The sequence below is a fragment of the Streptomyces noursei genome, assembly GCF_001646665.1.
Lineage (GTDB): Bacteria > Actinomycetota > Actinomycetes > Streptomycetales > Streptomycetaceae > Streptomyces > Streptomyces lavendulocolor.
In genome coordinates, this window is record NZ_LWBU01000169.1 from 272,297 (window position 1) to 293,009 (window position 20,713).

The 20,713-nt window shown below is 73.3% G+C and carries 20 protein-coding genes and 3 tRNA genes; 9 read left to right on the forward strand and 14 right to left on the reverse strand.

The features are described 5' to 3' along the window. Positions 1-182 precede the first annotated feature (182 nt). On the reverse strand, positions 183-3,935 hold the full coding sequence (locus A4V12_RS14940) for a hybrid sensor histidine kinase/response regulator (RefSeq protein WP_064069823.1): 3,753 nt from the start codon (positions 3,933-3,935) through the stop codon (positions 183-185). 87 nt (positions 3,936-4,022) lie between these two features. After that, positions 4,023-4,469, reverse strand: a complete 447-nt coding sequence (locus tag A4V12_RS14945) for an SSI family serine proteinase inhibitor (protein WP_064069824.1) — start codon at positions 4,467-4,469, stop codon at positions 4,023-4,025. A gap of 240 nt (positions 4,470-4,709) precedes the next feature. Here A4V12_RS14945 and A4V12_RS14950 point away from each other — a divergent pair. Both A4V12_RS14950 and A4V12_RS14955 read left to right on the forward strand, forming a co-directional pair. After that, a tRNA-Ser gene (locus A4V12_RS14950) sits at positions 4,710-4,803 on the forward strand. Between the two features lie 324 nt (positions 4,804-5,127). Then, positions 5,128-5,200 (forward strand) — tRNA-Arg (locus tag A4V12_RS14955). 56 nt (positions 5,201-5,256) lie between these two features. Here A4V12_RS14955 and A4V12_RS14960 read toward each other — a convergent pair. Continuing rightward, a complete protein-coding gene (locus A4V12_RS14960) occupies positions 5,257-5,889 on the reverse strand; it encodes a response regulator (protein WP_064069825.1) in 633 nt (210 codons plus the stop codon). Positions 5,890-5,939: 50 nt separating this feature from the next. Here A4V12_RS14960 and A4V12_RS14965 point away from each other — a divergent pair, with 50 nt between their 5' ends. The 6 genes from A4V12_RS14965 to A4V12_RS14990 all read left to right on the forward strand — a co-directional run bounded on the left by A4V12_RS14965 (position 5,940) and on the right by A4V12_RS14990 (position 11,527). After that, on the forward strand, positions 5,940-6,830 hold the full coding sequence (locus tag A4V12_RS14965; RefSeq protein ID WP_064069826.1) for a DUF2797 domain-containing protein: 891 nt from the start codon (positions 5,940-5,942) through the stop codon (positions 6,828-6,830). A gap of 189 nt (positions 6,831-7,019) precedes the next feature. After that, complete coding sequence (locus A4V12_RS14970; RefSeq protein WP_064069827.1) at positions 7,020-7,358, forward strand: antibiotic biosynthesis monooxygenase family protein; 339 nt, start codon at positions 7,020-7,022, stop codon at positions 7,356-7,358. Further along, on the forward strand, positions 7,345-8,277 hold the full coding sequence (locus A4V12_RS14975) for an amidohydrolase family protein (protein WP_064069828.1): 933 nt from the start codon (positions 7,345-7,347) through the stop codon (positions 8,275-8,277). Before A4V12_RS14970 ends, A4V12_RS14975 begins: the two co-directional genes overlap by 14 nt. Positions 8,278-8,287: 10 nt before the next feature. Further along, positions 8,288-9,070 (forward strand): response regulator transcription factor, encoded by a 783-nt coding sequence (locus A4V12_RS14980; protein WP_064069829.1) that lies wholly within the window; start codon positions 8,288-8,290, stop codon positions 9,068-9,070. Between the two features lie 160 nt (positions 9,071-9,230). Next, on the forward strand, positions 9,231-10,751 hold the full coding sequence (locus A4V12_RS14985) for an MFS transporter (RefSeq protein WP_064069830.1): 1,521 nt from the start codon (positions 9,231-9,233) through the stop codon (positions 10,749-10,751). A gap of 29 nt (positions 10,752-10,780) precedes the next feature. After that, positions 10,781-11,527, forward strand: coding sequence for a TetR/AcrR family transcriptional regulator (locus A4V12_RS14990; RefSeq protein ID WP_064069831.1), 747 nt, complete (start codon positions 10,781-10,783; stop codon positions 11,525-11,527). Positions 11,528-11,581: 54 nt separating this feature from the next. Here the strand turns inward: A4V12_RS14990 and A4V12_RS14995 are convergent, their stop codons facing one another. From A4V12_RS14995 to A4V12_RS15005, 3 genes are all read right to left on the reverse strand, one after another. After that, positions 11,582-12,400, reverse strand: a complete 819-nt coding sequence (locus tag A4V12_RS14995) for a YceI family protein (RefSeq protein ID WP_064069832.1) — start codon at positions 12,398-12,400, stop codon at positions 11,582-11,584. Positions 12,401-12,507: 107 nt separating this feature from the next. After that, entirely contained in the window at positions 12,508-15,006 is a 2,499-nt protein-coding gene (locus A4V12_RS15000; RefSeq protein ID WP_064069833.1) for an MFS transporter, read from the reverse strand. Between the two features lie 31 nt (positions 15,007-15,037). Next, positions 15,038-15,493: a MarR family winged helix-turn-helix transcriptional regulator gene (locus tag A4V12_RS15005; RefSeq protein WP_064069834.1), complete on the reverse strand. Its 456-nt coding sequence runs from the start codon at positions 15,491-15,493 to the stop codon at positions 15,038-15,040. Between the two features lie 146 nt (positions 15,494-15,639). Between A4V12_RS15005 and A4V12_RS15010 the strand changes: the two genes are divergently transcribed. Further along, the gene (locus A4V12_RS15010) at positions 15,640-15,840 is read left to right on the forward strand and encodes a hypothetical protein (protein ID WP_064069835.1); all 201 of its coding nucleotides are present in this window, start codon (positions 15,640-15,642) and stop codon (positions 15,838-15,840) included. 359 nt (positions 15,841-16,199) lie between these two features. Here the strand turns inward: A4V12_RS15010 and A4V12_RS15015 are convergent, their stop codons facing one another. From A4V12_RS15015 to A4V12_RS15045, 8 genes are all read right to left on the reverse strand, one after another. Beyond that, on the reverse strand, positions 16,200-17,132 hold the full coding sequence (locus A4V12_RS15015; protein WP_064069836.1) for an RNA polymerase sigma factor SigF: 933 nt from the start codon (positions 17,130-17,132) through the stop codon (positions 16,200-16,202). A 233-nt stretch (positions 17,133-17,365) separates the two neighbouring features. After that, complete coding sequence (locus A4V12_RS15020) at positions 17,366-18,172, reverse strand: RNA polymerase sigma factor SigF (RefSeq protein WP_064069837.1); 807 nt, start codon at positions 18,170-18,172, stop codon at positions 17,366-17,368. Positions 18,173-18,397: 225 nt separating this feature from the next. Further along, positions 18,398-18,691 (reverse strand): Dabb family protein, encoded by a 294-nt coding sequence (locus tag A4V12_RS15025; protein WP_064069838.1) that lies wholly within the window; start codon positions 18,689-18,691, stop codon positions 18,398-18,400. Between the two features lie 9 nt (positions 18,692-18,700). Continuing rightward, positions 18,701-18,865: a hypothetical protein gene (locus A4V12_RS38030; protein WP_167536386.1), complete on the reverse strand. Its 165-nt coding sequence runs from the start codon at positions 18,863-18,865 to the stop codon at positions 18,701-18,703. Positions 18,866-19,139: 274 nt separating this feature from the next. Next, positions 19,140-19,224, reverse strand: a tRNA-Ser gene (locus A4V12_RS15030). Positions 19,225-19,269: 45 nt separating this feature from the next. Further along, positions 19,270-19,698, reverse strand: a complete 429-nt coding sequence (gene tadA, locus A4V12_RS15035; RefSeq protein ID WP_064069839.1) for a tRNA adenosine(34) deaminase TadA — start codon at positions 19,696-19,698, stop codon at positions 19,270-19,272. Between the two features lie 65 nt (positions 19,699-19,763). Further along, the gene (locus A4V12_RS15040; protein WP_064069840.1) at positions 19,764-20,294 is read right to left on the reverse strand and encodes a hypothetical protein; all 531 of its coding nucleotides are present in this window, start codon (positions 20,292-20,294) and stop codon (positions 19,764-19,766) included. Positions 20,295-20,488: 194 nt separating this feature from the next. Further along, positions 20,489-20,692 carry a hypothetical protein gene (locus tag A4V12_RS15045; protein ID WP_064069867.1) on the reverse strand — a complete coding sequence of 68 codons (204 nt, stop codon included), beginning with the start codon at positions 20,690-20,692 and terminating at the stop codon, positions 20,489-20,491. Positions 20,693-20,713: the final 21 nt, after the last annotated feature.

Here is a 20,713-nt window from a genome sequence, read left to right on the forward strand (position 1 = left end):
CCGCGTGACATGACGAAGGGGGCGCCCGTCCCGGGCGCCCCCTTCCGTGTCGTGGCCGCGCGTACCGCCGTCAGCCCGTACCGAGCCCGAGCCCGTACCGAGCCCGAGCCCGTACCGAGCCCGAGCCCGTACCGAGCCCGAGCCCGTACCCACCGGTCACGCGTACCGGGCGCGCGTACCGGTCAGTTGGTGCCGATCTTCGCCAGCAGGTCCACGATCCGCGCCTGCACCTCGGCGCTCGTCGAACGCTCCGCAAGGAACAGCACCGTCTCGCCCGACGACAGCTTCGGCAGCTCCTCCTCCTGGAGGCTCGCCGAGGTGTAGACGACGAGCGGCGTGCGGTTGAGCTGCCCGTTGGCCCGCAGCCAGTCGATGATCCCGGCCCGCCGGCGACGCACCTGCATCAGGTCCATCACCACCAGGTTCGGCCGCATCTGCGCGGCCAGGGTGACCGCCTCGCTGTCCGTGGCCGCCCGCGCCACCTGCATCCCGCGCCGCTCCAGCGTCGCCGTCAGCGCGAGAGCGATCTCCTCCTGCTCCTCGATGAGCAGCACCCGCGACGGGTGCTGCTCACTGTCCCGCGGGGCCAGTGCCTTGAGCAGTACGGCCGGATCGGCGCCGTACGCCGCCTCCCGGGTCGCCTGACCCAGGCCGGCGGCGAGCAGTACGGGCACCTCGGCGGCCACCGCCGCCTGGCGCAGCGACTGGAGCGCCGTACGCGTGATCGGCCCGGTCAGCGGGTCGACGAACAGCGCCGCCGGGAACGCGGCGATCTGCGCGTCCACCTCCTCGCGGGAGTGCACGATCACCGGCCGGTAGCCGCGCTCGCTGAGCGCCGCCTGCGTGGAGACGTCCGGCGCGGGCCACACCAGGAGCCGGCGCGGGTTGTCCAGCGGCTCCGGGGGCAGCTCGTCGTCGACCGGCAGCGGAGCCGGCTCGTTGGCGACCTCGACGGCGCCGCCCGGCCCGTCCAGCGGCTCCGGGCCCTCGGCCGCGCCCTCGTCCGGGGCCCCTATCTCGTACGCCCGGCCCTCGGCCGGCGCGGACAGCCGCGGCTGCGGGGCGAGGGTGGGGGCCGGACCGGCCACCGGGGACGCGGCGGAGGCGGAGGCGGGCGGGGGCGTCGGCGCGGAGGTGGTCGCGGGCGACTGGGGGTGCGGCCGGGCGGCCGGCTCCTCCGCCGGGGGCGTGGCCAGCTTGCGGCGGCGCCCGGAGCCCGAGGACGGGGCCGACTGCTGGGCGATCTGCTGCGCGAACGGCACGCCCTGGCCCAGAGTGCGCACGCTGAACGCCCGCCCCTGGGTGGAGTTGGCGGACGCGTCGTCGGCGGACGGCACCTCCGGCGGCAGCGGTACGGAGCCGGTGCCGGTCCCGGTGCCGGTACCCGGACCCGTGGCCGGGTCCTGGACCGCACGCCGCCGGCCGGTGGGCGCCGGTGCGGGCACGGGCGGCGCCACGGCCTCCGGAGCCGCGGGTTCGGGCGTCTGCGCGGGTACGGGCGCGGCGGCCGGTCCGGTGGGGGCGGCGGGTGCGGACTGCACGGGTTGCGCCGGGGGCGCGGGGGGCGCGGGCTGGACCGGGTGCGGCTGGGACGGCGTGTGCTCGGCGCCCGGCAGCGCGGGCACGGCGTCGTGGCGCCCCTCGGGGTGCTCGCCGACCCGCTGGTCCGGGAGCCCCGCCGGGCGCCGGTCCGCCTCGGCGGGCGGCAGCGCGAACGCGGTACGGGCACCGCCCTCGGCGCTCTGCGCGGTCCGGTCCTGCGCGGGTCCGAGCGCCCGGCGGGCCCGTCGGCCCCCGGCCGGTTCGGTGGCCGGTACGCCGGCCGCGGGAGCCGGGACCGGGGTGGTGACCGGAGCGGGGGCGGCCGGGAGCGCCGGCATCGCGCCGCCCTCGTCGCCGTGCCGTGCCCGCCGTCCGGCGGCCGGGACCGGCACCGCGTCCACGGGGACGCCCTGCGGCGGCACCGTCTCTCCCAGGGCGGCCCTGCCCTGCGCGCTCTCGGCGGCCGTCACGACCGCCCCTTCGGAGGGTGCCCCGGCCGCCGGCAGTCCGGCCGCCGGCGGTCCCGCCACCGGTGCGCCGGCCTCCGCCGGGCTCGGCCGCCCGCGCCGCCGCCCGGTCGGCTTGGCCGCCACCGGGTCCTCGGCGAGCACGGGGCTGTCCAGGAAGGCGTCCGTGGAGGCCCGCCGCGCCCGGCGCCGCCCGCCACCGGAAGTCCCGCCACCGGACGTACCGCCCGCCTGCTGGGCCGGCACCACCGGAGCGGGCGCCGCGACCGGCGCCTCCCCGGCGGCCGGCTCCGCCTGCTTCACCGTGCCCGAGCCCTCGCCGAGCGGTACCTCCAGCACGTACGCGCTGCCCGGCATCCCCGGCACCTCGTGCGTCTGGAGCACCCCGGCGTGCGCCCGGACGATCCCGCGCACGATCGGCTCGTGCACCGGGTCACCCCCGGCGTACGGTCCGCGCACCTCGATGCGTACGACGTCACCGCGCTGCGCCGCCGCGACCACGATCGTCGAGTCGACGTACCCGCCGCCCGGCACGACCCGCGCCTTGCCGGTCGAGTCGACCCCGGCGACGTCCGCGATCAGGTGGGCCAGCGCGGTCGAGATCCGCACCCCGTCCACCTCGGCCTCTATCGGCGGAGCGTGCACCGCGAACTGCACCCGGCCCGGACCGATCAGTTCAACCGCGCCCTCGACACCGGCGGCGACGACCGCGTCGAGCAGCACCTTCGCCTTCCGCAGCGACTCCTCGCCGACGTCCAGCCGCTGGTAGCCCAGCACGTTGTCGACGAGCGTCGTCATCCGGGCGTACCCGGCCGCCAGGTGGTGCAGCACCTGGTTGGCCTCGGGCCACAGCTGACCGGCCGGGTCGGCGGCCAGCGTGCCCAGCTCCCGGCGCAGCTCCTCCAGCGGCCCGCGCAGCGACCCGCCCAGGACGGCGGTCAGCTGGGCGTGCCGCGCGGCGAGGGCCGCGTACCGCTCCTCGAGCCGCTCGATCTCCACGGACAGCCGCTCGCTGAGATCGGCCATCTCGGTGGCGTGCCGTTCGGTCAGCTCGGTGACCTCGGCGGTGTGCCGCTCGGTCAGCTCGGTGACCTCGGCCGTGTGCCGGGTCTCCTGCTCCTCGTAGGGGCGCCGGTCGGTGAAGGTCATCACCGCGCCGACCAGCTGGTCCCCGTCGCGCACCGGCGCGGTCGTCAGGTCGACCGGCACGGCCGAACCGTCCTTCGCCCACACCACCTGCCCGCGCACCCGGTGCTTGCGCCCGGAGCGCAGGGTGTCGGCCAGCGGCGACTCCTCGAACGGGAAGGCCTCCCCGTCCGCCCGGGAGTGCAGCATCAGGCCGTGGAGTTCCTTGCCGCCCAGGTCGCTGGCCCGCCAGCCCAGTATCTGGGCGGCGGCCGGGTTGACGAGCACGATCCGCCCGTCGGTGTCGGTGCCCACGACGCCCTCGGAGGCGGCGCGCAGGATCATCTCGGTCTGCCGCTGGGAGCGCGCCAGCTCCGCCTCGGTGTCGATCGTCCCGGACAGGTCGCGGACCACGAGCATCAGCAGCTCGTCACCCGTATAGGCACTGCCGTACGAGTCGTACGCCTCGCGCCCGTCCTCCAGGCTCGCGCTGGTCACCTCGACCGGGAACTCGCTGCCGTCGGTGCGCCGCGCGACCATCCGGGCCGGCTTGGTGCGGCCGCGCGCGTCGGCGGCCTCGGGGCGGCGCATCGAGCCGGGGATCAGCCGGGAGTCGAACGCGGGCAGCAGGTCCAGCAGCCCGCGCCCGACCAGGGCCGTACCGGGCGTCTCGAACATCTCGAGGGCGATGGTGTTGGCGTTGACGACCGTGCCGTTGCAATTGACGAGTACGAGCCCGTCCGGCAGCGCGTCGAGTATGGCTGCGAGGCGAGCAGCACCTCGGGATGGCCTGCTGCTCACGACGACGCTTCCTCCCACTCGGCCTGTCACTGGAGGGAGTCTAAAGGCAGGTGATGTGGGCCCGACGGCGGTTGTGTGCGGGTTCCTCTACGACCTGGCCATCGGCAGCACCGGCTTCAGGGTGTCCCACCTGGCGATCTCGCAGCCGTCGGTCCGCTTGAAGTGGGCGTCGACGTCCTGCCCCTGCCAGGTGCCGGTGACGTGCGCGGTGGCGGCACCGCCGTGCTGCTGGGTGCACATCTGGTCCTTGGCCACGGGGGCGAACGGGTCACGGCCCTCCTCGGCCAGCTCGTCGAGCCGGTCGCACGCCCCCTGCACGCGCGGGTGGTTGCCCTCGGCGGTCCGCAGCCCGCACTTCAGCTCGAAGGTGCCGTCCGCCATCGGGTTGCCCGAGTTCTTCACGGTGACGGTCAGCGAGTCGGTCCCCGCCAGCAGCGGCAGCGGCAGCGGCCCGCCGCCGGCCAGGGCGGCGGGGGCGGCGGCACCGAGCGCGGCGAGCGACGCGGCGGAGGTGAGGACGAGGCGGCGCAGCATACGAACTCCTGGGGTCACGGATCCGTCGGGATGCCCGGCATCCCTCACCCCACTAACGCTCCAGCCCCCGCCGCGTTGCGCAAGCCGGGCATCCGGGGCAGCCGTCCCGGGGGCGCGACGCGGAACGCCTTTGCCCTGTGCCCCGCCCGCCTAGTACCGTGGGGACCGATTGGTGACACCCCCCAGGGCTGTGTCATCATCTGCACGCACCATTCGCGCTCGCGCGGGTGGCGGCAAGCTGGAGGCGTCGCCTAGTCCGGTCTATGGCGCCGCACTGCTAATGCGGTTTGGGTCTTAAAGCCCATCGAGGGTTCAAATCCCTCCGCCTCCGCCAGCTCCACCCGAAGCCCCGGCCCCACGGCCGGGGCTTCGGTCGTTCCCGCAGCTGTTCCCCGGGCCGTTCCCGTAGCTGTTCCCCGAGCCGTTTCCCCGGGCCGTTCCCGGAACCGTTCGCGAGTCCGCGCCCCGAGCCGCTTCCCGGCCCGTTCCGCACGCCGTTGCCCTGCCGGACGTGGCGGCCGCGCGTTCACCCATCCGTGGCCCGTTTGGCGTTTGTGCAGGTCAGAGGGGGTGGGGCTAATGGATTTCGCGTCACGGCGCAGGTCATGTAATGTTGTTCCCGCAACGCCGACCGGGCAGAAGAGCCCGGGAAGCACAAGCACTCGTAGCTTAACGGATAGAGCATCTGACTACGGATCAGAAGGTTGCAGGTTCGAATCCTGCCGAGTGCACAGAGTCGAGAGGCCCCCGGAGAAATCCGGGGGCCTCTCGCGTTGTGGCGATGCGGTCACAGACTTCCCAGGCGGGACCTCTCCATGAGGTCGATGACGAAGTGCACCAGCTCCGTGGGGACGGTCGTGCCGGCGAAGAGGCGGCGGTCGACACCCCGTTCCGGGTCCCAGGAGCCGGTGTAGACGAGGGCCGGCGTGCGGACGTCGTACTCGTCCAGGAGGCGGAGCAGGGTGATGCCGGCGCGCGGGTCGCCGTGGCGGGCCATGTCGGTGATCAGGACGTCGTAGGACCGGTGACGCAGGAGGGGTGCGGCCTCCTCGGTCGAGCGGGCCAGGTCGACGTGCATGCCTGCCGCGCGGAAGAGCTGTACGAGGGGGGTGTTGCCCTCCGGGTGGTCGTCGACCCAGAGGATGCGGCCGCCCGGGAGCAGCTCCCCGGCGTGGGCGAGGCGGCCCAGAGCGGTGCGCCTGGCGGTCGGGGTGTCGGGGCTCGGCCTCTCCTCCTGGGCACGGTCGAGGAGCTCGCCGGCGAGTTCGACCTCGACGCCCATGGCGCGTACGGCGGTCAATCGCGGAACCATGCGATCGATGATCGTCACGCGCAGGGTCAGGTAGACGGTCGCCGCGAAGGCCACCCAGAGGACGGCCGGGACGGTGCCGATGACTTTGATCCACAGCGCTTCGGACATAGCCGCATCATCGAGCGCGGTGCCCGGCGGCGCAGCCGCTTTCCGGCCGGATGGGGCGGCGTGCGGGGTACGGTGCGGCGGTGGCGGGATGGCGGTGCGAGGGGTTGCGGTGGCCGGGCGGGGAGCCCGTGCTGCGCTGGGAGGGCGGTCGGGCCGGGCCGCTGGCGTACGGGCGGGAGATCGGGTTCCGGGTGGTGGGGGAGCGCCGGTGCGTCGGGGCGCGGGGCAACCCGTGTCCGGTGCGGGCCGTCGTCGGTGGACGGAGTTCCGGTGGGCGGTGCCCGGAGTGTGCGCGGCTGGACCGGGTGGGGTCCGTGGCGGCGGACGGGATCGCCGACGACCCCAGGGTCTACCGGGTGTACCTCGCCTGGTTCGGCCCCGGCATGGTCAAGGTGGGGATCACGGCCGAGGAGCGGGGCGGGGCCCGGCTGCGGGAGCAGGGGGCCGTCGCGTACGGCTGGCTGGGGCGCGGGCCGCTGATGGCGGCGCGGCGGACCGAGGAGGTGCTCGGCAGCGCGCTGGGGGTGCCCGACCGGATCCCGTACGCCGCCAAGCGTGCCGCGCGCGTGGGGCTGCCGGGCGAGGCGGAGCGGGCGGCGGAGGTGGCGGAGCTGCACGGGCGCGCCATGGGCGTGCCCGGCTGGGCGGACACGCTGGAGCCGGTGGAGCCGCGGGTGGTCGACCATGCCGGGCTGTTCGGGCTCGACCGGGTGGACCGGGTCGACGGGGTGGTCGGCGCCCTGGTGGACGGCGGGTGCGTGCGGGGGACCCTCACCGCCGCCGCCGGGCCGGATCTGCACCTGGAGGACCCCGACGGGCGGGCGCTGGTGCTCGACACCCGGCTGATCACCGGGTGGGAGCTGGTGGCGGCGGGGAGCGGGGCGCGGACGACCGTGCCCGTCACCGTGCTGCCGCCGGGCGTGCAGGACGGCCTCTTCTGACGCGCGCCCCAGCCCGCAGTGGCCCGGGCATCGGGTCCCGGCCGGAAGGGGCCGGGGCCGGCGGGTCCCCGGGCCGGCGCGTCCCCGGGAAGGCGGGTCCCAAGTGAAGGCACGTCCCGGGTAAAGACTCGGATCCCGATCTCCGGAGGACCTGGACAGCGCCCGCGCCCCCGGCGGAGGGTGAGCCGCATGAGCGATCACCTGATCGGCGGCATCGAACCGCCCTACTACACCGTCGTGTTCACCTCCGTACGCACCGGGGACGACGAGGAGGCGTACGCGGAGACGGCGCGGCGCATGGAGGAGCTGGTGCGGGACGTCCCCGGCTTCCTCGGCTACGAGTCGGCCCGCACACCCGGCGGCATCGGCATCACGGTCGGGTACTTCAGGGACGAGGAGGCCATAGCCGCCTGGCGGGCGGACGCCGAGCACCAGGGGGCGATGCGGCGCGGCCGTGCGGACTGGTACGAGCGGTACTCCGTGCACGTGGGCCGGGTCGAGCGGAGCTACCGCTTTGACCACCGGTGACGAGGCGGAGCGGATCCGGGCGTTCTGGGGGCGGCTCGGGCTGCCCGGGCTCGTCGACGTGCACACGCACTTCATGCCGGAGCGGGTGCTGCGCAAGGTGTGGGCCTACTTCGACGCGGTGGGGCCGCTGACGGGGACGCCGTGGCCCATCACGTACCGGGAGGAGGAGGACCGGCGGGTCGAGCTGCTGCGGGAGTTCGGGGTGGTGGGCTTCACGTCGATGGTCTATCCGCACAAGGCCGGGATGGCGGAGTGGCTCAACGCGTGGGCGGCGGACTTCGCCGGGCGGGTCGACGGGTGCCTGCGCACGGCCACGCTGTTCCCGGAGGAGGGCGTGGAGGGGTACGTCGCCGACGCGGTCGCCACCGGGGCGCGGGTGTTCAAGGCGCACGTCCAGGTCGGTGGCTACGACCCGAACGACCCGCTGCTGGACGGCGCGTGGGGCGCGCTGGCCGAGGCCGGCGTACCGGTCGTGACCCACTGCGGTTCCGGGCCGGCGCCCGGCAGGCACACCGGGCCCGGTCCGGTCGCGCGGCTGCTGGCCCGCCACCCGCGGCTGCGGCTGGTCGTCGCGCACATGGGGCTGCCCGAGTACGGCGACTTCCTCGACCTCGCCGAGCGGTACCCGGACGTGCGGCTGGACACGACGATGGCGTTCACGGACTTCAGCGAGCGCATGGCGCCGTTCCCGGTGGAGGAGCGGGGGCGGCTCCTGGACCTCGGGGACCGCATCCTGCTGGGGAGCGACTTCCCCAACATCCCCTACGGCTACCTCGACCAGCTGCGTGCCCTGGAGCGGCTGGGGCTGGGGGACGACTGGCTCAGGGCGGTCTGCCACGACAACGGCGCCCGGCTGTTCCCCGGGCTTTCTCAGGAGATTCACAGAGAGGGGAAAGGCTGCTCTCAGCGGTCCGCGTGATCGTCGGAGCATGACCGTCTCCTCGCCCCAAGGGCGCACCGAACCGTCCGGCACCACGGAAGACGCCGTCCGCGTGCTCGTCGTGGACGACGAGGACCCGCTCGCCGAGCTGCTGTCCATGGCCCTGCGGTACGAGGGGTGGGAGGTGCGCAGCGCCGGTGACGTCGCCGGAGCGGTGCGCGCGGCGCGGGACTTCCGGCCGGACGCCCTGGTGCTGGACGTGACACTGCCCGGCGGGGGCGGGCCGGACGGGACGGGCAGGGCGGAGGGGACGGGCAGGGCGGACGGGGTCTCGGCGCTCGGCCGGCTGCGGCGCGAACTGCCGGACGTGCCGGTGCTGTTCCTCACCGCGAGGGACGCGGCGGCGGACCGGATCGCCGGGCTGACGGCGGGCGGCGACGACCACCTCACCAAGCCGTTCGGCCTGGAGGAGGTGGTGGCCCGGCTGCGCGGGCTGATCCGGCGGTCCGGGGCCGCGCCGGAGCGGGCCGCGTCGCTGCTGGTCGTCGGGGACCTGGTGCTCGACGAGGACAGCCACGAGGTGTCCCGGGCCGGGCGGGCGGTCCACCTGACCGCCACGGAGTTCGAACTGCTGCGGTTCCTCATGCGCAACCCCCGGCGGGTGCTGAGCAAGGCGCAGATCCTCGACCGGGTGTGGAGCTACGACTTCGGCGGCCGGGCCAACGTGGTCGAGCTCTACATCTCGTACCTGCGCAAGAAGATCGACGCGGGGCACCCGCCGATGATCCACACCCGGAGGGGCGCGGGGTACCTGATCAAGCCGGCCGGATGAGGGGCCCGCTCGCCGGAGCCCGACCGGTCCACAGGCGGTCACAGGCGGCACAGGCCGGTTCGGGCGGCACAGGCGGCCGAAAAAGCGTTATACAGCGTACGGCGTTCACTTGTACGGTGTACGAGACCTAGTCCCGTACACCGTACAAGGAGCTTTGCGCATGACGGCGACCACCGCCGACCAGGGCCGGAAGCCCCCCGCCGCCACGACCGGCGGCGGTCACCCGCAGCGCTGGCTGATCCTCGGCGTGATCTGCCTCGCCCAGCTCACCGTGCTGCTCGACAACACCGTCCTCAGCGTCGCCATCCCCTCCCTCACCACGGAGCTCGACGCCTCCACCGCCGACATTCAGTGGATGATCAACGCCTACTCCCTGGTCCAGTCCGGGCTGCTCCTCACCGCCGGCAACGCCGCCGACCGCTACGGCCGCCGCAAGATGCTGCTCACCGGCCTCGCGCTGTTCGGCATCGGCTCGCTGGCCGCCGGGCTCGCCCAGTCCTCCGCCCAGCTGATCGCCGCCCGTGCCGGCATGGGCGTCGGCGGCGCGCTGCTGATGACCACCACGCTCGCGGTCGTCGTGCAGGTCTTCGACGACACCGAACGCGTCAAGGCCATCGCCCTGTGGTCCACCGTCAGTTCGCTCGGCTTCGCGGCCGGTCCGCTGCTCGGCGGGTTCGTGCTGGACCACTTCTGGTGGGGCGCGATCTTCCTGATCAACATCCCGGTGGCGCTCATCGGTCTGGTCGCCGTCGCCGCCCTCGTACCCGAGTCCAAGCACAAGCAGGGGGACCGGCCGGACCTCGCCGGTGCCGTGCTCTCCACCATCGGCATGACGGCGGTGGTGTACGCCATCATCTCCGGGCCCGAACACGGCTGGACCTCCGGCCCGGTCCTCGCCTCCGCCGCGCTCGGCGCCGTGGTCCTCGCCGCCTTCGCGCTGTGGGAGCTGCACACCCCGTACCCCATGCTCGACATGCACTTCTTCCGCAACCAGCGGTTCGTCGGCGCCGTCGCGGGCGCCATCCTGGTCGCCTTCGGAATGACCGGATCGCTCTTCCTGCTCACCCAGCACCTGCAGTTCGTGCTCGGGTACGGGCCGCTCGACGCGGGTCTGCGCACCGCGCCGCTCGCCCTCACCGTCGTCGTGCTGAACATGACCGGTGTCGGCGCCCGCCTGCTGCCCAGGCTCGGCACGCCCGGGACCATCGCCATCGGCATGGCCCTGGTCGCGGCCGGTCTCGCCGCCATCGCCGTCCTCGGCGGGGCGCACGGCTACGGCGGCATGCTGCTCGGGCTCGTCGTCATGGGCGCGGGCGTCGCGCTGTCCATGCCCGCCATGGCCAACGCCATCATGAGCGCCATCCCGCCGGAGAAGGCCGGGGTGGGCGCCGGGATCAACGGCACGCTCGCCGAGTTCGGCAACGGGCTGGGCGTCGCCGTCCTCGGCGCCGTGCTCAACTCCCGGTTCGCCGCGCTGGTCACCGTGTCGGCCGCCTCCCTGCCGGCCGCGCTCGCCGCCGCCGACGGCCCGGCCGAACGGGCCAGGATCTCCGACGCGTTCGCCTCCGGTCTGGAGACCAGCCAGTTGGTCGGCGCGGCGGCGGTCCTGGCGGGCGGCCTGCTGGCTGCGGCGCTGCTGCGGCGGGCCGAGCGCGCCGACGCGGCCCCCGCCACGGCATAGCATCGGGCCAGGAGCGAGGAGGAAAGCCCATGGTGTCGGCGCGACGGACGAGCGTGTGGCTGGAGGGCAAGTCGCCCCGGGCGCGGAAGGCCGAGCAGCCGTCCGGACTCGACCGCGAGAAGATCACCGAGGCGGCGGTCCGGCTGCTCGACACCGAGGGCCTGGCCCGGTTCTCGATGCGCAAGCTCGCGGCCGGGCTGAACGTCACCGCGATGTCGGTCTACTGGTACGTCGACACCAAGGACGACCTCCTGGAGCTGGCGCTCGACCGGGTGGTGGGCGAGCTGCCCATTCCGGACCCCGCCTCCGGGGCGGACTGGCGCGACCGGCTCCGGGAGCTGGCCGCGTCCTACCGGGCCCTCTTCGTCGCCCACCCGTGGGCGTCCTCGCTGGTCGGCCACTTCCTCAACATCGGCCCCCGCTCGATGGAGTTCGGCCGCACGGCCCAGCAGGTGATCGCCGACACCGGGCTGCCGCTGCACCTCCAGAGCGCCGCGCTCTCCTCGGTGTTCCAGTTCGTCTACGGCTTCGGCACCGTCGAGGGCCAGTTCCGGCAGCGCTGCGAGGAAGCCGGGATGAGCCAGGACGAGTACTTCCGGCACGCCATGGGCGCTTTCCGGGACCAGCCCGCGTACGGCGAGGACTACGAGCGGGCCGAGCGGATAATGGCGGCCCGGGGCGGCGACACCGTGGAGGAGATGCGGGACCGGGACTTCCGGTTCGCGCTGGAGGTGCAGATCGCGGGCATCGAGGCCATGGTGGCCAGGGGCGCCTGAGCGGCGGCGCCGAGCCGGGGGGAGTCCCCCTTCCCGTACCGGCCGCCGTGCCGCTCAGCCCTGCGGCAGCGCGTCCCCCTGCACCGCCTGGACGTCCAGCTCCACCCGCAGGGTCGTGCCGATCGCGGATATCCCCGCCTGCACCACCTGGTTGTAGTTCATGGCGAAGTCCTCCCGGTGCAGCCGGGCCGTGGCCCGGAACGCCGCCCGCACCCCGCCCCAGGGGTCCGGCCCGGTCCCCAGGTACGTCAGGTCGAGGTCCACGTCCCGTACGACACCGCGCAGGGACAGCGCACCGTGCACGGTCCAGCGGTCGGGTCCGGCGGGCGCGAGGCCGTGGCTCCGGTAGGTGATCTCGGGGTGGGCGTCCACGTCCAGGAAGTCGGGCGACCTCAGGTGCTCGTCCCGCAGCGCGTTGCCCGTGTCGATGGACCCGGCCGCCAGCACGGCTTCCACCCGCGAGGCGGCGAGGTCCGGCGAGATCTCGATCCGCCCGCCGAAGTCGGTGAACCGGCCGTGCACGCTGGAGATGCCCAGGTGCTGGGCGACCGCGCCCACGGACGAGTGCGCCGGGTCCAGCGTCCACACGCCCGGCGGGGGCAGCTCGACACCGCCCGCCCGGGCCAGGACCACCGTGCCGACCTCGGCCCGGCCGCTCGCCGTCACCAGCGCGGTGGACGCCGCCGGGGCGTACCCGACCGCCGTCACGATCACCGTGTACGGGCCGGGGGCCAGGGGCGTGTCCGCGACGACGGTGCCCCCGGTGTCGGCCTCGGCCCGCAGCACCTGCGCGCCGGTCATGTCGGTCACGGTCACCACGGCGTGCTGGACGGCCCAGCCGTCGCGGGTGCGTACCTGTGCGTGCAGTCCCATTCCGGTCTCTCTCCTCGTACGGCAAGAGGGGCGGCAGGCCGTCCCCTGCCTGCCGCCCCACCCGGCCGCGCCTCCGCTCGACGCGCGGCCGGGGTCCTCGGGCCCGGCTACTCGCCGGGGTGGGCGAGCCGGATGTCGTGGTCGTCGACCCCGCTCCCGGCCACCGTCAGGGCGCCCGCCACCGGCGGGTAGCCGGTCGCGATGACGGTGTACTCGCCCGTGTCGAGGTCGGCGAACGCGTAGGCGCCGTCCTCACCGGTGGTCGCCGTCGCGACGACGTTCCCGGCCGCGTCGACCAGCGTCACGCGCGCGTCGGCCAGCGGCTGGTCCCCCGCCCCGGCGCGCACCGTGCCCCTCAGCCGGGCGCCCGCCCTGAGGAGCGCCTCCACCCGGGTCACGCCCTGGCCGCCGATCTCGACCGGCAGGGCGAGCGGCCGGTGGCCCTCGGCGTTCACCGCGACGGTCACGGTGCCCGGCACCAGCTCGGCGAAGGCGAAGGTGCCGTCCTGGGTGGACGTACCGGTGGCGAGGACGTCACCGCGCACATCCGTGACGATCACCATCGCGCCCTCGACGGGCTCCCCGCCCTCGGCACCGCGCACGGTCCCCACGAGCCCGCTCGTGCCGGACAGGAGGATGTCGTACGCCAGTGCCTCGCCGCCCACCACGACGGTGGACGCCTGCGGCTGGAAGCCGTCGGCCGAGGCGATCAGCACGTAGGAACCCGGTCCGGGCGCGTCCAGCGCGTACCGGCCGTCGGCCTGCGCCACCGCGCGCCCCAGCTGCCGCCCGGCGAGGGAGATCAGCGTGACGGCGGCGCGGGCGACGGGCGTGCCGTCGGCCGTGCGGACGACCCCGTGGACGGGGGTGCCGTCGCCGGTCGCCGGGGCGGCGCCGGCCGTGACACCGGCCGCCCCGGCGGCGGGCTCGCGGGTGGACCCGGCGCGGGCCGCGGAGGCCGCAGGGGCCACGGAGGCCGCGGGGGCCGCCTCCCGCGGCGTCCGCGACACGGCCGTGGCCGCGGCGTCGGGCTCCGGCGTCGCATGGCCCTTCAACGCGACCTCCTTGATGAACAGCGTCACGAGGAAGGCGATCAGGGCGAAGGGCGCCGAGTAGAGGAAGACGTCGGCGACTCCGTGCCCGTACGCCGTCTCCATGACCGTGCGGAACGGGACCGGCAGCGTGTCCAGGTCGGGGATGCCGCCACCGGCGGTGCCGCCGTGGCCCAGGGCCGCGCCCTTCGGGCCCAAATCGGCGAGGCCGTCCTCGACGTAGTGGGTGACCCGGTTGGCCATGACCGCGCCGAGCGCCGAGACGCCGATGGCACCGCCGAGGGACCGGAAGAAGGTGACCACGGAGGAGGCGGCACCGAGGTCTGAGGGGTCGACCTGGTTCTGGGTGCACAGCACGAGGTTCTGCATCATCATGCCGAGGCCCAGGCCGAGGACGGCCATGAAGACCGCGATGTGCCAGTACTCCGTGTCGTACCGGATCGTGCCCAGCAGGCCGAGGCCCGCCGTGACCAGCGCGCCGCCGCTGACCAGCCACGCCTTCCAGCGGCCGGTCTTCGTGATGATCTGGCCGCTGACCGTGGAGGACAGGAACAGCCCACCGATCATCGGGATGGTCATGACGCCGGACATCGTCGGCGACTTGTCGCGGGCCAGCTGGAAGTACTGGCTGAAGAAGACCGTGCCCGCGAACATCGCGACACCGACGAAGAGCGACGCGAGCGAGGCCAGCGTGATCGTCCGGTTGCGGAACAGCCGCAGTGGGATGATCGGCTCGCTCGCCCTCGACTCGACCAGCAGGAACAGCGCACCGAGCACGAGCGAGCCGCCGACCATGGTGTACGTCTGCCACGACGCCCAGTCGTACTTGTCACCCGCGAAGGTGACCCACACCAGCAGCAGCGACACCGCCGCGCTGATGAGGAACGCGCCGGACCAGTCGACCTTCACCTGGCGCTTGACCACCGGCAGCTTCAGCGTCTTCTGGAGCACGATCAGCGCGATGACCGCGAAGGGCACGCCGACGTAGAAGCACCAGCGCCAGCCCAGCCAGTCGGTGTCGGTGATGACGCCGCCGAGCAGCGGGCCGCCGACGGTGGCGACGGCGAAGGTGGCGCCGAGGTAGCCGCTGTAGCGGCCGCGCTCGCGCGGGGAGATCATCGCGGCCATCACGATCTGCGCGAGGGCCGACAGGCCGCCCACGCCGATGCCCTGGACCACGCGGCAGGCGATGAGCATGCCGGCGTTCTGGGAGAGGCCGGCGACGACCGACCCCAGTACGTAGATGACCAGGGATATCTGGACCAGCAGCTTCTTGGAGATGAGGTCCGCGAGCTTGCCCCACAGCGGGGTGGTCGCCGTCATCGCGAGCAGCGAGGCGGTCACGACCCAGGTGTACGCGCTCTGGCCGCCGCCGAGGTCGGAGATGATCTCGGGCAGGGCGTTGGAGACGATCGTCGAGGACAGGATGGCGACGAACATCCCGAGCAGCAGCCCGGAAAGCGCCTCCATGATCTGCCGGTGCGTCATCGGCGCGCCGTCGTCACGGGTCTTGGCGTGGCCGCCCCGCACACCGGCCGGTGTGGTCGTAGCCATGGAGTTCCTTTGCTTGCGTACGGAGTCGTACTTACGCGGGTGTACGGGTGGCGTGCGCCCGGCAGTCTCCGAAGGAGTCCCGGAGGCGGGCGAGCAGTGCGGTCAGCTGTCCGACGTCGTCGTCGGACCAGTCCTTGAGGGTGCGGGCGAACATGTCGGTGGTCCGGCGACCGAGGTCGTGGAGCATGTCCTGACCCGCGGGGGTGAGCCGCAGGATGCGGGAGCGCCGGTCGTCCGGGTCGGGCAGCCGCTCGATCCAGCCCCGGTCCACGACGTGGGCGACATGGCGGCTGGTGACCGACATGTCGACGGCGAGCAGCTCGGCGAGCCGGCTCATCCGCATGTCGCCGTGGTGGGCGACGAGGGACAGCACCGCCGCCGAACCGCCCGGACACTCGGCGGGCAGGGCCCGGGTGAGTCCGCGCTTGACGGCGCCGATGGCGCTCAGCTGCCGGGCCAGCTCCTCGTACTGACTCCGCTCGGCCATGGCCACCCCCGCATCTTGTTGCTTAGGGCAACCATAAAAGCGGTTGGTTGCTACAGGCAAACTAAAAACGGGCGAAGACGCCTAAAGTCCTGGCAAAGGAAGGTGAGGGTTGGGTGCCGGGACCGGGTTCGCTAGGGTCCTGCCCCATGGCACACAACCCTCAGGGCCCGGACGGCAACTACGACCCCGCGGGCAGCACGCAGATGTTCCGCGCCTTCGTCGACGAGGGCACGCCGCAGCGGCAGCACCACGCCCCGGCCCAGTCGGGCCCCCGGGTGGGCCTGATCGCCGGCGTCGTCGCGGTGGTCGTGATCGTCGCCGCGGTCGCCTGGCTCGCGCTCGGCTGATCCGTCCCGCACGGCAGGCCCCGGGGCGCGGTGACGCCACGGGGCCCGACCCGCATGCCCGGCGCCGTCCGCGGCGGCTCCGGTCGGGCGCACGTACGGGTCACCCTCCCCGCACGGCGGCCGTCGTCCCGTACGCCTCCAGCGGCGACGGGTGACGCGGCGGTACGGCGCCCCCAGGGCCCCGTACCGGATCCTCCCCGTCCGGGACGCGCGCACGGTCCCGAAGGCCACCGGCGCGGGCGCCGACACCGGGCAATCACCGGCCACCGGCACCGGCCCGTCGTGCCGGTACGCAGACGGCGCCCCGCCCACCGGGCGGAGCGCCGTCAGGACGACCGGCCGTCAGGACGGACCGGGCGTCAGTCGGAGATGAGTCCCTCGCGCAGCTGCGCGAGCGTCCGCGTCAGCAGGCGCGAGACGTGCATCTGGGAGATGCCGACCTCCTCACCGATCTGCGACTGCGTCATGTTGGCGAAGAACCGCAGCATGATGATCTGCCGCTCGCGGGGCGGGAGTTTGGCGAGGAGCGGCTTCAGCGACTCCCGGTACTCGACGCCCTCCAGGGCGGTGTCCTCGTACCCCAGCCGGTCCGCGAGCGAGCCCTCGCCGCCGTCGTCCTCGGGCGAGGGCGAGTCGAGCGACGACGCCGTGTACGCGTTGCCGACCGCGAGGCCGTCGACCACGTCGTCCTCCGAGACGCCCAGCACCGCGGCGAGCTCCGGGACGGTCGGTGACCGGTCGAGCTTCTGCGCCAGCTCGTCGCTCGCCTTGGTCAGCGCCAGGCGCAGCTCCTGGAGCCGGCGCGGCACGCGCACGGACCACGAGGTGTCGCGGAAGAAGCGCTTGATCTCGCCGACCACCGTCGGCATCGCGAACGTCGGGAACTCCACGCCCCGTTCGCAGTCGAACCGGTCGATCGCCTTGATCAGGCCGATGGTGCCGACCTGGACGATGTCCTCCATCGGCTCGTTGCGGGAGCGGAAGCGGGCGGCGGCGTACCGCACGAGGGGGAGGTTCAGCTCGATGAGCGTGTCACGGACGTAGGTGCGCTCCGGTCCGTGCACGCCCTCGGCGTCCAGGGCGGCGAGCCGCAGGAACAGGGAGCGGGACAGGGTGCGGGTGTCGATGGCGTCGGACCCCGACGTCAGCGTGTCGGGAGCGGCTGCGGGTCCCATCTGCGCGGGTACGGGCACCGGGGCCGCTGCGGCCTCCGGCGCGGGAACGGACACGGGCACGGACGCCGGCACGGGCGTGAGCGTGAGCACCTTCGAGCTGCCCTGTTCTGCGGACATGCCACCCCCTTGAGGTCGCGGACGGTCGCGTGGGCCGCGACCATCGGAGGAACGCAGCCTCCACCTGAATACCGGAGCCGAGACTGCGGCAAACGCGGTTCCAGCAGAATGTCACATGTCGGCAACGCGCTGTAGTGACTTGTCGACAAGAATGCGGCAAGTATGCGCAGGAAACGGGGGCTGTGGGGCTTTTGGGCCCCCGGTGTTGGGCCGAAAGGGTCTACCCGATCAGGTTACGCGTCGATTCGATTTGCGGACCTCAGCCGGGCGAAGCTCCGGGCCAGGAGCCTCGACACGTGCATCTGCGAGACGCCCAGTTCCTGGCTGATCTGGGACTGCGTCAGGTTGCTGTAGTAGCGGAGCATCAGGATCCGTTGCTCCCGCTCGGGCAGCTGGACCAGCAGGTGCCGTACCAGGTCGCGGTGTTCGACCCCGGCGAGTGCCGGGTCCTCGTAGCCGAGCCGGTCCAGGAGTCCGGGCATGCCGTCGCCCTCCTGGGCCGCCTCCAGGGACGTCGCGTGGTACGAGCGGCCCGCCTCGATGCAGGACAGCACCTCGTCCTCGGAGATCTTCAGCCGCTCGGCGATCTCGGCGGTCGTCGGGGATCTGCCGTGAGCCGTCGTCAGGTCCTCCGTGGCGCCGTTGACCTGGACCCACAGCTCGTGCAGCCGGCGCGGCACGTGGACGGTCCGCACGTTGTCGCGGAAGTACCGCTTGATCTCGCCGACGACGGTCGGCATGGCGAACGTCGGGAACTGCACCCCGCGGTCCGGGTCGAACCGGTCGATCGCGTTGATCAGACCGATGGTGCCGACCTGGACGACGTCCTCCATGGGTTCGTTGCGGGAGCGGAAGCGGGCGGCGGCGTACCGCACCAGCGGGAGGTTCGCCTCGATGAGCGCCCCCCGTACCCGGGTGTGTTCCGGGGTGCCCGGCTCCAGCGTCTTGAGCTGGCCGAACAGCACCTGGGTGAGCGCTCGGGTGTCGGCGGCCCGCCCCTGTGCCGCGGTGCGGGCCTCCGGCTCGTTCTGGGGCGGCACCTGTTGAGGCGTCGTACTGGCCGGCACGTTCACGCCACCCCTTCGCGGTCGGTTACGCGGTCAATAACGGTCAACTCATCCGTCAAAAGCGGTCATAGCATCACAAGACATGTCCACTGTGTGCAAGCACCTGATAACGTCGTGTTGTCGGCGCAGCATGCGAAAAACCCCGTGCCGGAGGGCACGGGGCTCACGTTCCGTCAGGCGCCGCACGCGGCGCGCGGCTCAGAACTCGTAGTCGGCGATCACCCATGTGGCGAAGGCGCGCCACTGGCCGGCGGCGGCCTGGTGGGCCGGGTGCTCGATGTACCGCTTCAGCGCGTCCCGGTCGTCCACGGCCGAGTTGATGGCGTAGTCGTACGCGATGTCCCGGTCCGTGATGTTCCAGGCGCACTCCCAGAACCGCAGCTCCGGAACGATGCCGCCCAGTTCCTCGAACGCCTTCACGGCCTCGGCGACGCGCGGCTCGTCGCGCCGTACCCCGTCGTTGAGCTTGAAGAGGACCAGGTGGCGGATCACGTCGGACTCCTAGTTGACGAGTTCGGTCATGAAGTCGCCGACACCCTGCGCGGCGCTCGAAATGCCCTCGAACCCTACCTGGACGAGGTCGGCGGCCCGGGCGGGGGAGTTGATGATCGTGTACAGCACGAAGACGACGACCACGTACAGCGTGATCTTCTTGGCCTGCACCATCGACCCGGCTCCCCGTCTCCCCTGTGATCCCCTCGGCGGTCGGGTGAGTCTAACCGAGGCCCGCGGGGCCAATGCCCTCCTCGTCCGGGCCCTTTGCCGGTCCCGCCACGGTCCCGGCCCGGCCTCGCCACGGTCCCGCCCCGGCCGTGACGCCGCCGAGCGGCGAGGACGCCCGCGGGCGACGCGATTCGAGGGCGAGGGAGGCCGGGGGCCGGCCGCGCGGGACAACGCGAAGGGCCCCGACGCCGAGGGGTCGGGGCCCTTCACACAAGAGCGGTAGCGGAGGGATTTGAACCCTCGGTGACTTGCGCCACACTCGCTTTCGAGGCGAGCTCCTTCGGCCGCTCGGACACGCTACCGAGAGAGAGCTTAGCCCAAAGGGGCCGCTACGAAGAAATCCGTGGTCAGCGGTCGCGGAAGAAACGTGTCAGCAGTGCCGCGCACTCCTCCGCCAGCACCCCCCGCACGACCTCCGGCCGGTGGTTGAGCCGCCGGTCGCGCACGAGGTCCCACAGGGAGCCGACCGCGCCCGCCTTCTCGTCCGGCGCCCCGAACACCAGCCGGTCCACCCGGGACTGCACCAGGGCGCCCGCGCACATCACGCACGGTTCCAGCGTGACGACCAGGGTGCAGCCCGTCAGCCGCCACTCCCCGTACGCCGCGGCCGCCCGGCGCAGCGCCAGCACCTCGGCGTGCGCCGTCGGGTCGCCGGTGACCTCGCGCTCGTTGTGACCGGTGGCGAGCACCGTGCCGTCCGGGGACAGGACGACCGCGCCGACCGGCACGTCGCCGGCCCGCGCGGCCCGCCCGGCCTCCTCCAGCGCACGGCGCATGGGCGCCCGCCATGGCTCCCGGACGGGATCGGCCGCGGCGGGCAGGGGTGTCGATGCCGGACGCACTAGCGGACGGCCTCCAGCACCTCCGCGGCGCCGAGCGCGTCCGCGATCTCGGACAGCGCGTCGGTGTCGAGCGCCAGCAGCTCCTTCTCGGACAGGCCCAGGTCGGCCAGGACCAGCCGGTCGCCGACCGGCTCCGCGGGCACGACCTCGGCCGCCACCGCCGATTCCTCCTCGTCGTCGTCCTCGTCCGGCTCCCCGTCCTCGGTGCCGTCGAGGTCCAGCGCGTCCAGGTCGGGGCCGTCGTCCTCCTGGTCGTCGCCCAGCAGTTCCTTGGTGAGGATCTCCCCGTACGAGGAGCGGGCGGCGGCCGCTCCGTCGGAGACGTAGATACGAGGGTCTTCCTCACCCTCCACGCGGACGATGCCGAACCATGCGTCCTCCTGCTCGATGAAGACGATCACTGTGTCGTCGTCCACCGAGGCCTCACGGGCCAGCTCGGTCAGATCCGACAAGGTCTCCACATCGTCGAGCTCTGTGTCGCTCGCTTCCCACCCGTCTTCGGTGCGCGCGAGCAGTGCGGCGAAGTACACCGTGACTCTCCCACTGATCAGAGGTGTGACGATCGGGCGGCACGCTCCTTCGATGCCCCGCCCACTCGGCATCGTGGCAGATGCGAGGCCCTCAGGAGAGGTGTTCCGCTCTTGCGTCGTGCACCAGTCTGAGCCCGGCACCCGGTCCGTGTCACCAGCGGACCTCCCCCGGCTCGCGGCGGGGCACCGGCGGCTCACCAGCGGAACGTGCGCATCCGCATCTGCTGACGCATCCGCGCCGCCCTCGCCCGGCGCGGCTGTACACGGTCGCGCAACGCCTTGGCCTCGTTCAGTTCGCGCAGGAACTGGGCGCGCCGCCGCCTCCGCTCGGCGTCGGCCTCCTGGCGGTCCGGCGCCCGGCCGTCCCGTTCCCGCTCCGGCTCTTCAGGGTCCGGCATCACGACCACCCCCAGGCTGGG

What these genes read in the sequence shown, in the direction of transcription:
- A4V12_RS14945 (WP_064069824.1), bottom strand. Translation starts at nt 4,469, where the DNA reads ATGCTGCGCCGCCTCGTCCTCACCTCCGCCGCGTCGCTCGCCGCGCTC.
- A4V12_RS14960 (WP_064069825.1), bottom strand. Translation starts at nt 5,889, where the DNA reads ATGTCCGAAGCGCTGTGGATCAAAGTCATCGGCACCGTCCCGGCCGTC.
- A4V12_RS14965 (WP_064069826.1), top strand. Translation starts at nt 5,940, where the DNA reads ATGGGGCGGCGTGCGGGGTACGGTGCGGCGGTGGCGGGATGGCGGTGC.
- A4V12_RS14970 (WP_064069827.1), top strand. Translation starts at nt 7,020, where the DNA reads ATGAGCGATCACCTGATCGGCGGCATCGAACCGCCCTACTACACCGTC.
- A4V12_RS14980 (WP_064069829.1), top strand. Translation starts at nt 8,288, where the DNA reads ATGACCGTCTCCTCGCCCCAAGGGCGCACCGAACCGTCCGGCACCACG.
- A4V12_RS14985 (WP_064069830.1), top strand. Translation starts at nt 9,231, where the DNA reads ATGACGGCGACCACCGCCGACCAGGGCCGGAAGCCCCCCGCCGCCACG.
- A4V12_RS14990 (WP_064069831.1), top strand. Translation starts at nt 10,781, where the DNA reads ATGGTGTCGGCGCGACGGACGAGCGTGTGGCTGGAGGGCAAGTCGCCC.
- A4V12_RS14995 (WP_064069832.1), bottom strand. Translation starts at nt 12,400, where the DNA reads ATGGGACTGCACGCACAGGTACGCACCCGCGACGGCTGGGCCGTCCAG.
- A4V12_RS15000 (WP_064069833.1), bottom strand. Translation starts at nt 15,006, where the DNA reads ATGGCTACGACCACACCGGCCGGTGTGCGGGGCGGCCACGCCAAGACC.
- A4V12_RS15005 (WP_064069834.1), bottom strand. Translation starts at nt 15,493, where the DNA reads ATGGCCGAGCGGAGTCAGTACGAGGAGCTGGCCCGGCAGCTGAGCGCC.
- A4V12_RS15010 (WP_064069835.1), top strand. Translation starts at nt 15,640, where the DNA reads ATGGCACACAACCCTCAGGGCCCGGACGGCAACTACGACCCCGCGGGC.
- A4V12_RS15015 (WP_064069836.1), bottom strand. Translation starts at nt 17,132, where the DNA reads ATGTCCGCAGAACAGGGCAGCTCGAAGGTGCTCACGCTCACGCCCGTG.
- A4V12_RS38030 (WP_167536386.1), bottom strand. Translation starts at nt 18,865, where the DNA reads ATGGTGCAGGCCAAGAAGATCACGCTGTACGTGGTCGTCGTCTTCGTG.
- tadA (WP_064069839.1), bottom strand. Translation starts at nt 19,698, where the DNA reads ATGCGCCGTGCGCTGGAGGAGGCCGGGCGGGCCGCGCGGGCCGGCGAC.
- A4V12_RS15045 (WP_064069867.1), bottom strand. Translation starts at nt 20,692, where the DNA reads ATGCCGGACCCTGAAGAGCCGGAGCGGGAACGGGACGGCCGGGCGCCG.